This window comes from Paenibacillus terrisolis (assembly GCF_056171975.1).
In genome coordinates, this window is the sequence record NZ_JBKFGG010000008.1 from 86,676 (window position 1) to 100,776 (window position 14,101).

General features: G+C 52.0%; 16 protein-coding genes. 2 read left to right on the forward strand and 14 right to left on the reverse strand.

The genetic code is table 11. The features are described 5' to 3' along the window. Position 1 precedes the first annotated feature (1 nt). The 10 genes from ACI48K_RS09720 to ACI48K_RS09765 all read right to left on the reverse strand — a co-directional run bounded on the left by ACI48K_RS09720 (position 2) and on the right by ACI48K_RS09765 (position 10,480). Positions 2-877, reverse strand: a complete 876-nt coding sequence (locus ACI48K_RS09720; protein ID WP_475027403.1) for a carbohydrate ABC transporter permease — start codon at positions 875-877, stop codon at positions 2-4. Positions 878-1,011: 134 nt separating this feature from the next. Then, positions 1,012-2,334, reverse strand: coding sequence for an extracellular solute-binding protein (locus ACI48K_RS09725; protein WP_475027404.1), 1,323 nt, complete (start codon positions 2,332-2,334; stop codon positions 1,012-1,014). Between the two features lie 322 nt (positions 2,335-2,656). Beyond that, complete coding sequence (locus ACI48K_RS09730; RefSeq protein ID WP_475027405.1) at positions 2,657-3,676, reverse strand: glycoside hydrolase family 130 protein; 1,020 nt, start codon at positions 3,674-3,676, stop codon at positions 2,657-2,659. A 684-nt stretch (positions 3,677-4,360) separates the two neighbouring features. Continuing rightward, a complete protein-coding gene (locus ACI48K_RS09735; RefSeq protein WP_475027406.1) occupies positions 4,361-5,074 on the reverse strand; it encodes a GntR family transcriptional regulator in 714 nt (237 codons plus the stop codon). Between the two features lie 11 nt (positions 5,075-5,085). Next, complete coding sequence (locus ACI48K_RS09740; RefSeq protein ID WP_475027407.1) at positions 5,086-6,105, reverse strand: sugar kinase; 1,020 nt, start codon at positions 6,103-6,105, stop codon at positions 5,086-5,088. After that, positions 6,098-6,853, reverse strand: coding sequence for a 2-dehydro-3-deoxy-phosphogluconate aldolase (dagF, locus tag ACI48K_RS09745; protein WP_475027408.1), 756 nt, complete (start codon positions 6,851-6,853; stop codon positions 6,098-6,100). Before dagF ends, ACI48K_RS09740 begins: the two co-directional genes overlap by 8 nt. A gap of 1 nt (position 6,854) precedes the next feature. Beyond that, a complete protein-coding gene (locus ACI48K_RS09750; protein WP_475027409.1) occupies positions 6,855-7,958 on the reverse strand; it encodes a DgaE family pyridoxal phosphate-dependent ammonia lyase in 1,104 nt (367 codons plus the stop codon). After that, entirely contained in the window at positions 7,924-9,036 is a 1,113-nt protein-coding gene (locus ACI48K_RS09755) for an amidohydrolase/deacetylase family metallohydrolase (RefSeq protein ID WP_475027410.1), read from the reverse strand. Before ACI48K_RS09755 ends, ACI48K_RS09750 begins: the two co-directional genes overlap by 35 nt. A 326-nt stretch (positions 9,037-9,362) precedes the next feature. Further along, entirely contained in the window at positions 9,363-9,569 is a 207-nt protein-coding gene (locus ACI48K_RS09760) for a hypothetical protein (RefSeq protein ID WP_475027589.1), read from the reverse strand. 197 nt (positions 9,570-9,766) lie between these two features. After that, positions 9,767-10,480, reverse strand: coding sequence for a lysozyme family protein (locus tag ACI48K_RS09765; RefSeq protein WP_475027411.1), 714 nt, complete (start codon positions 10,478-10,480; stop codon positions 9,767-9,769). 107 nt (positions 10,481-10,587) lie between these two features. Here ACI48K_RS09765 and ACI48K_RS09770 point away from each other — a divergent pair, with 107 nt between their 5' ends. After that, positions 10,588-11,313, forward strand: a complete 726-nt coding sequence (locus ACI48K_RS09770) for a hypothetical protein (protein ID WP_475027412.1) — start codon at positions 10,588-10,590, stop codon at positions 11,311-11,313. Between the two features lie 188 nt (positions 11,314-11,501). Further along, positions 11,502-11,984 (forward strand): cell wall hydrolase, encoded by a 483-nt coding sequence (locus ACI48K_RS09775; RefSeq protein ID WP_475027413.1) that lies wholly within the window; start codon positions 11,502-11,504, stop codon positions 11,982-11,984. Between the two features lie 44 nt (positions 11,985-12,028). On the opposite strand, the gene ACI48K_RS09780 is transcribed toward ACI48K_RS09775, so the two are convergent. From ACI48K_RS09780 to ACI48K_RS09795, 4 genes are all read right to left on the reverse strand, one after another. Then, positions 12,029-12,736, reverse strand: coding sequence for a hypothetical protein (locus ACI48K_RS09780; RefSeq protein WP_475027414.1), 708 nt, complete (start codon positions 12,734-12,736; stop codon positions 12,029-12,031). A gap of 186 nt (positions 12,737-12,922) precedes the next feature. Beyond that, a complete protein-coding gene (locus ACI48K_RS09785) occupies positions 12,923-13,225 on the reverse strand; it encodes a helix-turn-helix domain-containing protein (protein WP_475027415.1) in 303 nt (100 codons plus the stop codon). Next, positions 13,215-13,403, reverse strand: coding sequence for a YvrJ family protein (locus ACI48K_RS09790; protein ID WP_475027416.1), 189 nt, complete (start codon positions 13,401-13,403; stop codon positions 13,215-13,217). Before ACI48K_RS09790 ends, ACI48K_RS09785 begins: the two co-directional genes overlap by 11 nt. Positions 13,404-13,407: 4 nt before the next feature. Next, on the reverse strand, positions 13,408-14,007 hold the full coding sequence (locus ACI48K_RS09795; RefSeq protein WP_475027417.1) for a sigma-70 family RNA polymerase sigma factor: 600 nt from the start codon (positions 14,005-14,007) through the stop codon (positions 13,408-13,410). Positions 14,008-14,101 lie beyond the last annotated feature (94 nt).

The window sequence follows — 14,101 nt, forward strand, 5'->3', positions numbered from 1 at the left end:
CTCAAGCATCTTTTTCTCGGCCTAACCGGTTAATCAACGAAATGACGATCAAGCTGAACAGTAAAATCAGGATCGATACCGCACTGCCGTAACCGTAACGCATATTCATGAAGGCACTGTTGTACATATGGATCGTCATGACTTCGGTTTGATGCGCCGGCCCGCCGCCCGTCAATATCTGGATCAGGTCGAATACGCGGAAGGAATTGCTGATGCTGTAAACAATCCCAACCATAAGCGTGCTGCGAATCATCGGTATCGTAATGCGAAAGGTGCGTTTGAGCCCGGTCGCCCCGTCGAGTTCGGCGGCTTCATTTACCTCATCGGGGATATTTTGCAGCGCGGCCAGGAAAATGACCATATACAACCCGCAGTTTTGCCAAATGTACGCGATGCTGATCGACAGCATCGACCACCGGTCGTCGCCGAGCCAATTCTGCTTCCAGCCGTCGAGGCCGATGATGCCCAGCAAATTGTTCAGCATACCATACTCCGTGTTGTAAACCATGCCCCAGATCAGGGACACCATGACGGATGAAATGACGACCGGCATGAAGCCGACCGTCCGAAAAAATCCGGAACCTTTCAACCCGCGGTTCAGCAGAAGCGCAAGCAACAAACCAAGCGGAATTTGGCCGATCAGGCCGGTCACCATGATGATGACGTTATTTTTGACGGACAGCCAAAAAGTGTCGTCGCCCAAGATTTTCACGAAATTATCGAGGCCCACGAACTTCATCGAACCGATGCCGTTCCAATCCATCAGCGAATAATACAGCGACAAACCGATCGGAACGATGGCAATGCCCACATAAATGACCAGCGCCGGAAATAACCCGAGAAAAATCGCCAGCTTCGTTCCTCGTAACGTTTGCATCTGAGGTTCCCTCCTTTATGTCGAATTTAGGTTTCAAGCCCGATGAATGAAGAAAACCCGGGAATCGGGTTTTCTATCACGCATCGATTTTGAATGGCGCAAGATATGGATTTACGGTGACCCATGGATGCGGTTTAGTTCATGTTATCCATGGCATCCTGAACTTCTTTGGCCAATTTTTCCGGCGTGGTCCGGCCCACCATCAGCGCTTGAAGGCCGTTTTGCAGAACGTCGACCACTTGCGTAGGAATAAGGCTGTCGAACACAGGGGCCGTTCCGTTGCCGGTCAACGCCAGCATTTCTTTCAGATAAGGGCTTGCGTCTTCGGGAATGTCCACTTTCGCCGGAACGACAACGCCGTTGCTGATCAATTCCTTATAAAGGTCCTCATTCACGAAAAACTTCATGAACTCTTCGGCGGCCTGCTTCTTCTTCTCGTCGAGCCCGCTCTTGATGGCGATGCCGTACTGCACGATTCCCGCGCTCTTTTTCGGGTCGCCTTTGCCGCCTTCCACGCTTGGGAACAGGGCAATGCCGAACTTGTCCCCTTCTTCGTTGTTGATCCGCACTCTACCGTCAACGGTCGCGGAGGAAATATGCATGGCCGCTTTGCCTTGAATGAAATAATCCTGCCCCTGGACGGAGTCCATGTTATTGGCGTCCGTGTTGAAGGCTCCCAATTTCGTCAGCTCGTCGATCACCGAAAGCGCCTTGACGAACTCCGGATCGGTAAATTTCGCTTTGCCTTCCAGCACGGCCGGCAGGAAGTCGCTGCCCGTGAATCGGTCGCCGATGATCGAAATGTAGGACGACTGCAGCGGCCATTGTTCCTTGTTGCCAAGCGAAATCGGGGTGATCCCCGCCGCTTTCAGTTTTTTCACCGCATCGATGAATTTATCATAGGTATCGGGGAACTGGTCGTAACCCGCTTGGGCGAACATTTCTTTGTTGTAGTAAATAATATCCACGAAATTTTGTTTGGTTGGGATCGCATACTGCTGGCCGTCCACGTTGAAACCCGAGAGAGCGCTTTCCGGCAAAATCGAACCCCAGTTGTCCATCATATCGTTGATCGGTTGAAGCAGATTACCGGCCACGAGCGGGGCCAAATCAGCGCCTGGCCAAACGACGTTGATGTCCGACAAATTGTTGGCGGCGGCCAGGGTGCGCAGCTTGGTTTTGTATTGGGCGGACGGCACGCCGTCCTGCTTGATCACGATGTTCGGATGCTGCTTTTCGAATTCGGCGATCCGCGCTTTGTAAACTTCGTTATCCACGTTTGGCGAAGTCCAAGGATGCATCATGTTCAAGGTAATTGTTTCCGCTTCGCCTGCGCCGCCGGCATTAGCGTTGTTACCGCCCGCCGCGTTTTCCTTACCGCAGGCCGCCGTGAACAGGGTCAGCACCGCAACCAAACCGAGCAGTACCGCTTTTTTGCTTCTCTGAGTTTTGCTCATAATCAACCCTCTTCTCTTGTTATTTGGAACAAGTCCACAAACATAACAGGATATGAACGATTTCATTTCCGAACCTGTTATATTACTTATTATAAAAGCAGTATTCGTTCGACTATATCCCACAAATCTTCGATTATATCCGAAATATTTAGATGATTTTTATGAAATATGCGAAAATTTCAGAAACCATGTCATATAACATTACATAAAATTTGTATTTAGGCTTGTCCTTGCGAAAACAATTTTTCATTTTCTTTCAGTAAGCGCTTGCAAGATTGACTCTTAGAATAACCGCCTTACGCGGTCATTTTAAGGCAAGCACTCAGGCTTGCTGTTCGTTCAGGATGTGATCAACGAGCTCCTCAACCGGCACCGTCGCCAGCGCGATCGCCGTGTCGGTCACCCCGTAGTAAATATACAGCAGTCCGTCTTTCACAACGTTCCCCGTCGGGAAAATCACGTTCGGAATCTGGTAGCCGAATTTCTCGTAATACGTTTCCGGCTCCATGATAAAATTTCTCGTGCGGGCGATGATTTTCTCCGGATTTTCCAGATCCAGCAGCATGGCGCCGACGCGGTACACCACCTCATTGTCCACCCCATGGTACAACACGAGCCATCCGCGATCCGTCCGTACCGGCGGCGTCGATCCTCCGATTTTGCGCGACTCCCACGCCATGTTTTCCGCTTTGGCCAGCAGCTTCGGATTCTCCCAATGGATCAAATCATCCGAGCGGGTGATCCATATCGCCGCTTTTTCCGTCCCGTACGCTTCCCCCACATATTCCTCCGGCCGACGCAGCATCACGTATTTTCCGCCTATTTTCTCCGGGAACAGGATGTTGTCGCGATCGTTGATCTCAAGCGGCGTCGTGTCGGCCACGAACTCCCAGTCGATTAGATTCTTGGAAGAGAGGATCGATGAACGCGTCAACCAGTGGCCTTCCTGTTCGCCCCATCCGTCCGGGTAGTCGGGGATCGAGCGCTCCGGCACGCCCCGGCCCGTCGGGTAATAATTCATCGCGCACGGCCGCAGCGCATAGTTCAGGTAGAACGTTTCGTCGATCTTCACAATCCGCGGGTCCTGCACGCTGCCGTATGGGAACCCGAGCATGTCCGGCGTGACGACCGGCTCGTCCTTCACGTGGGTGAAATGCACGCCGTCTTCGCTTTCCAGCAGCCCCAGGTAGTTTTTACACGGCGTCAGCGAGCCCGCCGTCCGTTCAATCATGTAAAACTTGCCGTTATCGATGACCACCGCCGGATTGAATACGGTTACTTTTCTCCATTCGAAACCTCCCGGTACCACGATCGGATTTTCCGGATGCCTCGTAATCTTCATCTATGCTCCTCCTCATGTGAAACCCTATGATAAACATTCTTTGATCTTTATTGCTATTATAGTCCTGGCCTTCCGGAGGAAATATCCCATAAACTTTCGAAAACATCTGATTAATCCCGATGGTTTTTCGCGGGGACGGCGGACTGCAGCGATCTTTCGGAGAATTCCCGAAATCTTCCGAGAACTCCGGAGAGACCTGTTTCGAGTCAATAAGTCTCTAGTCTCACTGGTCCGTTAAATGGGAGCAGTTTTACACCCGATCTTACCACCCGACCTTGCCACCCTCCGATTGTTGTATCTCATACACTATTTAGGCACATAAATGCTTAAAAACCCCAGATTGTTGCACTTCGTACAACAATCTGGGGTTAATTGGGGGTGATTTAAACCAGTTGAAGCCATTTTATTGTACTTTATACAACAATTCGGCCCGAAAATCCTGGGATAGACTAAATTGTTGTACAAAATACAACACCATCCGGTCTTCCTCAAGCTGTCTGTCAGCTTTCGTCTCCCTTTCGATCAATTCGAGCAAGGAAGGACAGTCTACCGCAGTTTGTTCAGATGATTGAATCGTTCGACTTCACTGGAATTACAAATTTTTTGATTTTAAAAAAAGCCGTCTCGAAAGGGGCGGATCCGCTTCCAGGACAGCCTTTCATGGTCTTGTCCAAACCGCCGCGCTCACGCGTCATAATCAACGACGTAATTTTGCAGCTCCGTATTGTAGTAGCCGATGCTGTATTCGGCCAGCTTCCCCTGCGCATCCCGCGAATACCGCGACCGCTTCAGCACGGGCACCCCGCCGGATAAGCGCAAAAACCGATTCGCCTTATCCGGCGGAAGGGATACCGCGAATTCGTCCCGAAGTTTGTCCAGGGACACTCCCTGCTCCTCCAGCAACTCGTAAAGCGAACAATCGCGAAAATCATCCAGCTCCGGTTCCTTCATGGTTGGCGCCACGTAATGCTCATAAAAAATATAAGGCTTGCCATCAAGGAAATACGCGCGCTCCAGCTTCAGGCACCGCTCCCCGAACAATTCGTGAAGCCCGGATCCCGTCTCGTTCCGCACCGTTTCGACGCTGAGCCACTCTTTGCGGATTTGATGGCTTTCCTCCACCAGAATCTCCGTAAAGTGCTTCCACTTGGACCACTTGGAGGCGGCCTTGTTCCGGATGACCTTGGTGCCCTTGCCGCTGCCCTTCTCCAAGAAACCTTCCTGCACTAGCTCCTGAATCGCGCCGCGGACGGTTACCTTACTGACGGCGAATTCCTGTTCGAGCTGGGGTTCGGAAGGAATGTTCGTTCCCAGCGGGTAAACGCCGTACAGAATGCGTTCCTTCAGGATGATTTTAATTTGCAAATACAACGGTCTATCTTTGCGGGACAAACTCACGGCCCTTTTCCCTACCTTTCCACATCGCCTACGGCGGGCTGCTCCATCGCCCGGAGGATTTCCGCCTCCGTCGCCATCGGGGTGTCACCCGGTACGGTATGCGCCAGCATTCCCGCAGCCGCCGCAAACCGGACGGTTCGATCCGGGGTGAACCCCTCCAGCTCGCCATGGATAATCCCGCTGGCGAAAGCGTCTCCTGCCCCTATTCTATCATAGACGGAAAACGTCAAGCGATCGGAGAAGACGAGCTTACCGTTCTTGTGCAAAAACCCGCACAGCGAATGGGTATTGTCGCCACGGACCCGGCGGTGCGTCCCGGCAATCACGGAGATGCCGTACGCTTTGGCCACGGCCGGAATCAGCTCCGCAAGCTGTTCCTCCCGTTCCCGCCGGACCGTGGCCATCCCCAGCGTGAGCATGGCGTCCTTTTCGTTCATCATCACGATGTCCGCCAGCCGCAACATCGCTTCGTAATGCGGCTGGGCTGCGGCATAGCCGTCTTCTCCCCACAGCGACGGTCGGTAATTGCAGTCGAAAATCACCTGGCCGCCCCGCCGCTTGACCGCTTCGGCGAACGATTTCATCTGCGCGCGTACGCCATCGTTCATCGCCAGCGTAATCCCGCAGAAATGGACCGCATCGATCGATGCGGCGATTTCCGCGAAATCGTAAGCCCCTTCGGGCGCGACGTTAAAACTGCTTTCCAGCCGATTCGAGTAAGTAACGCGGCTAGGTCGTGCTCCGAAGCCATTCTCCAAAAAATACATGCCGACGTATTTGCCGCCCCTTGCGACTCGGGCGGTATCGATGCCCAGCTTGCGCAGGTAAGCGATCGCGGCGTCGCCCAGCGGATTGTCCGGCAAACGCGTGACCAGCGTGCCGGCATTACCGTAGCGGCTTAACGCGGACACGACATTGACGCCGGTGCCCGAAAACGTATATTTCAGCGTATCTCCCTGCGCCAATGTTTCATAGCCCGGCACCTGCAGGCGCATCATGACTTCGCCGAAGGCCGCTACGCGCTTAGGCATAATGGTCTGCCAGCTTCTTCATGATTCCGGTCAACAGCAGCACGTCCTCGGTCCGCGTTTTGCCTGTCGCCTGGTCGATGATCGAAGTATATACGTGCGGAATCACCTGCGGAACGCCGGCTTCCAGAGCGATCCGCAAGATCGCCTCGAAATTGTCCAAGTCGATGCCGCCGGTCGGCTCCAGGGCAAAATCCGCCTCGGCGCAAGCTGCCGCTACGGCGCGAAGCTCGTCTTCGCGGCTGAGCCCCTGCATCGGAAAGAACTTCAACGCGTTGCCGCCCATATCGCGCACCAGCGCGATCGCCGCTTCCACCGGAACGACCGCCTGTTTCTCCTGCGCGGCGCTGAGCGGTCCGGTGGATATGTTCACGTAACCGGCTCGGCCCGTCGGTGAAACCAGGCTGTTGATCCAGCTGTCCTGCGCGCCGAGATTGGCCCGTGTCGCTCCGACGGCCGGAAACACCTGATTAATGTGGCTGCCGGGATAATGCCCGGCAATTTCCGCGACGGCCGCCGCTTGGCGGTTATCGCCGGCGCCGAGGCCGATCGACACCGCGTTGTCGATTTCCCGGCCATAAGCTCTCATCGCCGTCACAGCTTCCTCTACCGTGGCGTAGTCCTTGGAAAGGACCCCAACAAGCACGCAGCCCTCCGCCGCTTCGAACACTTCTTTGGCGTTGGGAATATCTTTGGCCAGCACATTGAGGGCCACCCGTTTTTTATAAAATCTTTTTGCGATCTGCGACATCCTAACGTCCCCCTGCCAATTCGCTTATTTTTGCGGCAATCACCTGGATATCGTCGCCCAGCAGCGGACGAGGATCGATATCGAAATACCCTTGCCTTACCCCGTAATCCCGGGTATAAATCGCAATCTCGCCGGTTTGCAGGGCATACGCCATTTCCTTTGCGGTGATTCCGGCCTGCTGCGGATCGACCTGCACCCGCGCCCGATAGATTGCCCGACCGGCTTCGTCCTGCACGATCGAAACCCGGATCCCCGGGAGATCGCTGAGCGGCATCAACGTCTGCAAAGCCGCTTTTTCCCGTTCGCTATTGTCTGGTTTGACGGCGTATTCGTCCAGGGCCTGCAGCAATCCGAAGGATGTCTCCTTGCCCACCTTCATGCTCCGTCCGATGCCGTGCAGCTGCACCTTCACCCATTCCACGCACTCGCGTTTTCCGGCGACGATCCCGGAAGTGGGGCCTTCGATTGCCTTGGAGCCGCTATAAATCGCCAGATCGGAAACCTTTACGTATTTTTGCAGGTCCTCTTCCGCCGCCGCATCCACAATCATGGGTACATTGTTCCGTTTCGCTACTTCCCATGCTTCTTCGACGGAGATCATGTTCTTCTGTACCGCGTGGTGCGATTTCACATATAGGATCGCCGCCGTTTTGTCCCCGATCGCGTCCTCGATATGCTCCACCCGGCCTTCGTTGGCGTAGCCAACTTCAACCAGTTTGCCGCCGCCGAGGTAAACCATCGTTTCCACCGGAGCGCCGTATTGCACGTTGTGCCCCTTCAGGATGATGATTTCGTTTCGAGGAATTTCCTCCTGATGCAAACGCAAACTTTGACGCCGGTTGCCTCGGGTTACGACGGCCCCTACCGACAAGGCAATGCCGCTCGACGCCGAACCCACGATGACCGCCGCCTCGGAACCGATGTGCTTCGCCGCATAGTCCCCCGCCTTATCGACCAGGTCGGCGATTTCGACGTAGCTTTGGCCGCCTTGCTTCATCGCCTCCATCACAGTGTCGGTCGGCGCGGACACGCCGAGGATGCTCATCCGTCCGCTGGCGTTGATGACGCGCTTAAGCCCGTATTTCGCATTCAATGAATTTTCCATGGACAATCACTCCTTTTGCTTCGATCCGGCGGTCCGAGACACACCGCTCTCCCTCCGAATCGATCAGCACAGTCTTTTCTTCCTTGACGGCAAACAACGTTAAATGGGCTGGATCCCCAACCCGGATGCGCCCCAATTCGGCTCTTCCCAGCCACTGCGCAGCGCGCGTGGTAACCGCCGCGATGATCTCCTCGAGCGGATAACCGAGGTAAAGGAATTTGCTTAGCACGTTCGCCATGCTGTATACCGGGCCGTTCAAACGGTTGCCCCGGTAAATGTCCGTGCTGATCGTATCCGGATCGATCCCGTGACGCTTGGCCGCCTCGGCCGTCCGGAAGGAAAAGCTCGCCGTGCCGTGCCCCACATCGAGATGAACGCCCCGGCCGATGGCTTCGGCCAATACGGGGAGCGGTTCTCCCGAAGCGTCGAAAAGATTGTTCGCTTTGCCGTTGAGGTAATGGGTAATGATATCTTTTCGCTGCAGGAGCGGAATCACCTCCCGGATATCGGGCGGCGCCGACCCGATGTGCACCATCAGGGGCAGCCCCGTTTCGAGCGAAAGCTCCCGCGCGGCGCGAAGCGGCTTCACGCCGTTCTCCCGGACCACGCTTTGGCTGATTCGTGCTTTCAAGCCGACGATGGAATCGCCGTAAGAGGCAAGCGCTTGTATCACCCGGTCGCGGTCGATCCAGGCCAATTGCGACAATTCGTCGATGCGTTTCAGCCCGATCCGCGAGATGTTCAAAAACGCCAGAAGGTTGGTATCGGCCTGCCCGCCGCTTGCCACGAGATCCCCGATCCGGTCCGCGCCGCAACTGCCTGCGTCCACGATCGTCGTGACGCCTTGCTTCACCCCGATCTCGTCGATTTCATCTCCGTACGGATCGAATTCCGGAAAAGCGTGGACGTGCATATCGATCCAGCCGCTGGATACGTAAAGGGAGGATCCGTCCCGTTCCCGATTGCCGCGAGCCTGACCGGCTTCGGTAATTTCGGCGATTTTCCCTTCCTCGATGACGATGTCGATTTCTTCCCCGTTCACCCTTTTCACATTGCGCAGCACGTATCTTTCGTTCACTATACTCGCCTCTTTTAATATATCGTGATCATGTTTGAAATTGGGTTTAGCATAACACAAGAATGCCATTTGATAAATATAACGTTATAATGTTTGGTAGAAAGACAAGCGCAAGGTCCGTTATACGCGCCAACCCTTAATGTAATTTTAGCCTTCCGAGAGTCCGGGAAATATCCCATAGAATTACGATAATATCCGAAAAAAGCAAAAAAGGCCGTTCGCAAAAGCGAAAACGGCCCTAAATAGGGGAATGCGTCCCTCCTCCAGCTAATTTTTCCGAAGGGGTGTGCGCATCCGTTGCGTCTTAAGTTTGCCGAGTTCCAACTTCAGGAGACGCCGTGCCGCCCATGGTTTGAGGGAAGGCAGGCCAAAATATTCTCGATCCGAAAAGCCCGGGGTTCGTTAGAAGTCAAGCAGGTCGCCCGCACCAGATTGCCGCGAACGGCATGAACCTCGATGCGCCGCTGCGTGATTTTGCCGGCACGGTCCATGTAGATAATTTCCACGATTTGCCCGATGTATTTTTTCACCAGCACCATCTCCAAACAAGAACGTTTGTTTGTATTATATGCAAACATACGTTCTTTATTCAACAAGAAAAAAATCCCTGTTCGGGCAAGGAGGGAATGTCATGATTTCGTAACAAATCTTTCTATTTTTTCATTATAATATAAGCTGTTCCATTCATGAAAAAGGCCACCCTCACGAAAGGAGGAGTGGCCGAAGGCGATTAAAAATTGGTGCTGTAAGATATTCCGAAGGATGCCGCGTTGTAGGCTTTGCCGTGTACGGTTCCGGTTCCGGTTCGGATCGCGGTCCGCCGGGCGATGGGGTCGGCACCGCTAACCCCCTTCAATACGGAATACAAACGCTCGTAATCGGGTAATCTTCCGGGCTGGCCGTCATGTCTCCACGCCAGTTCCATATCCATGATCTCGGCAATTATGGAATCTTCTCCGTTGAAGCTCCAGGATTGTACCGCTTGATCAAACAAAAATGCAAGACCTTGGGTGCTGATAATGCCGAATTTTGAAGCGTACGTGGTTGCCCGGTCAAAATATTCCTGGGCATGTTTCTTTTGAAGCGTCTGATTAGCGCTTTTGGCCCCCATATTTTCGAATGGGGTTCTCCATTCGGCTACCACAGTACTGCCGCTGGAAATGCTGGCTCCCCATTCGATTTGTTTCGCTTTCGAATATTTTTGTACCACATCCTTGAGCGTTGCGGCTTTGGAGCCAAAAACAGCATTGAACTCCGATTCGTAATTCTTGATGTATTCCTGCAGCAGCGTCTGCAGGGTGCCCTGACCGAAATTGTACTGAATAATGCCGAACGAAATGCCCTGACCATCAAAATTGCCGGTTACGGTGGAGTAACCTTTGTCTCCTTCAAAAAAACCCGTGTTCTGCAACAGCTTGTCCTTCACGCTATCCGTAAGTGCCATGCTCCATCTCTCCTTTTTTTTGGGAATACTCTTAAAGTGAGAGAATGCAGCTAAAAATCAACCTGCAAAGCGAATCTCCAACAGAAATTAGATTAAAGGGGCGACGCATGATGAAGAGAAAACTGATTTTGCTTTCCGCTATATTGGGAGCTGCGGCTATTTTATTTGTATTATCAGATTGGCGGCAGCCGTTCTCTAAAAGCATCCCGGTATCGATGGGACATCTCGCCCGAGCTAACGCGCCTGAGCCGCAAGCGGAATTTCTTCGCATAAAACTCGAAAGCGGAGAAATCTTGCAAGTGAACCTGAACGACATCCCTTCATATAAAGCTTACCTTGATGCTCAAATCGACAAGGCAACCGAAATCAAAAGAACGCAGTACGAACCAATCCCCCTACCCAAGCCGGAAAAGTACATTTTGCTGAAATACAACTGCGGCAACAAACAATGTTCCACCCTTTTGGTCAAAATCGGCGAAGCCGCTACAACGAGCCTGGAGCTTCCCTCCGGAATATTCGAGGATTACAAAATTTCGCCGGACCTCCGAAAATGGCTGGTGCGCTACGCTTATAACGAGGGGGGAACGGTGATTCGGAACATCGTCAAAGCGGTCGACCTCGAAAAAATGAGGGTAATCCCCTTTTCCTCCGCTTCATTGGACAAAGCGTTCTCGGAAGTCCCGACGTGGCCGATTCGGAATTACGGGTGGATTGACAGCAACCAGTTTAATATTACGGTTCCGGACGCGCCTGATTCCGATTTTGCAACCTTACAAAAATGGTTTGACTCGCAAGCGCCCAAAACGAAAGAAGTCCGCATTACACTAAATTAAGCAAAAGCGAGAAACGATGCCGGAGATTCCCCTAAGCAACCGGTCAATACCAGGCAGCAGGTTAATGAAAAAATGCAAAATCGCAAAGGTTGTCTTTTCCTCCCCTTCTCACACTTTATATATCAACAGCTGTTAATTAGCCAAAGAAGCTAAGGCCAAGCTTCAATAAACCTTGGGAGGTAACGGCAATGGCATGGGGCGATCCGGTAAGTAATTTAACAGGTTTGACGGAATTTGATCCGCTTGATCCGGTGGATGTGTTGGCTCGGCTAATCTATTCCGAAGCCCGCGGCGAATCACAGACGGGAAAAGCGGGGGTTGTATGGGCCGTAAGTAATCGGGTGTCTAAAAATTTGTCCGAATTCGGCGGTGATACCTACAAAGGAGTCTGCCTGAAATCAGGAGCTTTCGAAGGAATGACGACGGCTTCGGCCCGTCAGCCCGACACAAGCTCCAGCGCCTGGGACGATTGCGTCAGCGAGGCGCTGGGCGCAACCCGCAGCCCGAATCCGATCGGAAAGTGCCTGTGGTTCGTGACGAATACCTTATACGGGAACAATGTCATCAAAAGCGGCGGCTCGGAATATTGGAATTTCGGTACAGGCAACCGGAAGATCGTGGAGAAGGTCGTTATCGGCAATCACACCTTCTTCCGGGTCGAAGGGTATTAATTTCGAACCAAAAAAGCAGCCCTTGGTACAGGGCTGCTTTTTTGTTATTCCGAGGTTTCGCTAAAGTCAATGGAATCGACGCGCAATGATTGATCCTGCGCCTTATACTTCGCCTCCACAGTCCCCAGGAATATTCCCGGAGATGCTTGCGCGGAAACTTCCGCAATGACATGATTATCCTGCAACCTGTATTGGATCACATTTCCAAGCGTAACATCATTAAACCACAGTCCCGCATCGGACTCGGCGTATTCCTTTTTAAACGTCTTCCCGTCGATAGCCAATGCATAAATTTGTTTACCGTCTTCTTGAATATGCGAAGTTTTCACCCGATTCTTGACGGCGCTTAGCGGATCCTCCACGGAGAATTCGCTGAAATCGCGATTAAGGACATGAATTTCCGATGCCCGAGTCCCCGTTCCGTACCCTTTCGTAAGCACAACGACGACTTCGTCCTCGGGATCGTTATCGAGATTGCCCGTCAGAATTTCCGGGTAGTAGCTGGGGTTAACTACGTTTTGCCACTCCAATTTTTTTTCCTGCCCCCCGATCCTCAAGGTTAATCCACTTAACATATCGCCTGCCGCGCTTGTGTCCGCCAGAATGCCGACGGTCTTGTCCGGGCTCTCGGAAAGCAGCATCAGCTTATGAGGCTCCGAAGGTTGGGGCTGGGAAGCGGACGCAGGCTGATTCTGGCTGGCGCATCCTGACGCAAAAATACAGAGCATCAGGATGCTTAAAAGTCTTTTCACCGAATTTCCTCCCATTCGTTAAATAAGGCTTTGGCGTTAACCGATTAATCCTATTTTACCAAAAGTTGTATTTTTAAATCCTCTCATTTTTGTTTTTAAGACATGTGTCTTCTGTAACTTAAAGTAAAAACCTGAAAAGGACGCCAGCTTTCACCAGCGTCCAATCATAATGGGGATGCATTGTTTTCATAGAGCGAAATCATCCTCGGTTTCAAGCTCGCCGGGGAAGAGATCTACCTTGTTCTGCCGATGCTCCTCGATGAGGTTTCGGCAAAAGTCATGAAAATCCGGAATTTGCGTCAAATCGTATCCCATGATTTTTTTGATGAGGATTTCGGCAATTTGCTGTCCGACATCGTCCCTGTCTATAGGATCGGATTTATGGCGAGCTTTATTTATCGCCGGCATAAATGATTGAATAATTTCGTTTACGGCCTTATGGTCGCCGCTTTGCGCGCGAGTCACCAGATCATACAATTCATTTTCCATCTCCATGACCTTCTTCGCTCGGATCTTTGTTAATGACATCGATAAGCCGGGAAATTGTTTCGGTCAAATTCTCCAGCTTCTTTTCAAATCGAATCAGCAAGTAACCGGTAAGCACGATCGGAAATCCGACTTGGCTGATCGCCGTGAGCAAATAAGTCAGAGGTTCTGCGCTGTTCATAATGTCACCCCCTCCCTTTTATGGCGAACCGGAGTTTCTTTAGCGCCAGGCTGCGGGACTTGCTGACGGCTTGCTGCGAAACGCCCATCATGCGCGATATTTCGTTATCCTTATAACATAAAACGTAGGAGAACGTAATAATCCATTGCTGTTTTGGAGTCAGCGACGAAAAGGCTATGGCCAATTCCCTATTATTAATGGAAGCCTGGAAAGCTCCCGGATTCGTAATGATAGGCTCCGAAAACGGCAGGGCTTGTCCGCTGAGCATACGTTCGCCCAAGGTAGTACGATCCTCGTCGGAAATCGGCCGGTCGAAGATAAGCTGATTCCTTGTCTTATTTTTACGATTATGCCGCAATTGATCCACCGCGCAAAATTGGATGGTAGAAGCGAGATATTTCGTGAATCGGATTTGAAAGAAATGTTTGCGGAAATTTTCGTTTAATTGGCGTAAGCTGTACTCGCTGCCGTCAACCGCCGACAGCAGCAATTCGATATTCTCATTGTTCTGAAAAAAACTCTCAACGACACGATCAGAAAAAATAGAACGGTTTCTTTTACTGTAATCCTCAAACCTTCTTGTTTCTCTTTCCGAAAGACTCATCCATACCACCTCCAAATTTATCGATATACTATAAAGTGTAATCAATGGAATAAAAAAACAACATAAGGAATGTATGTTCTTTTCATAGTATTCT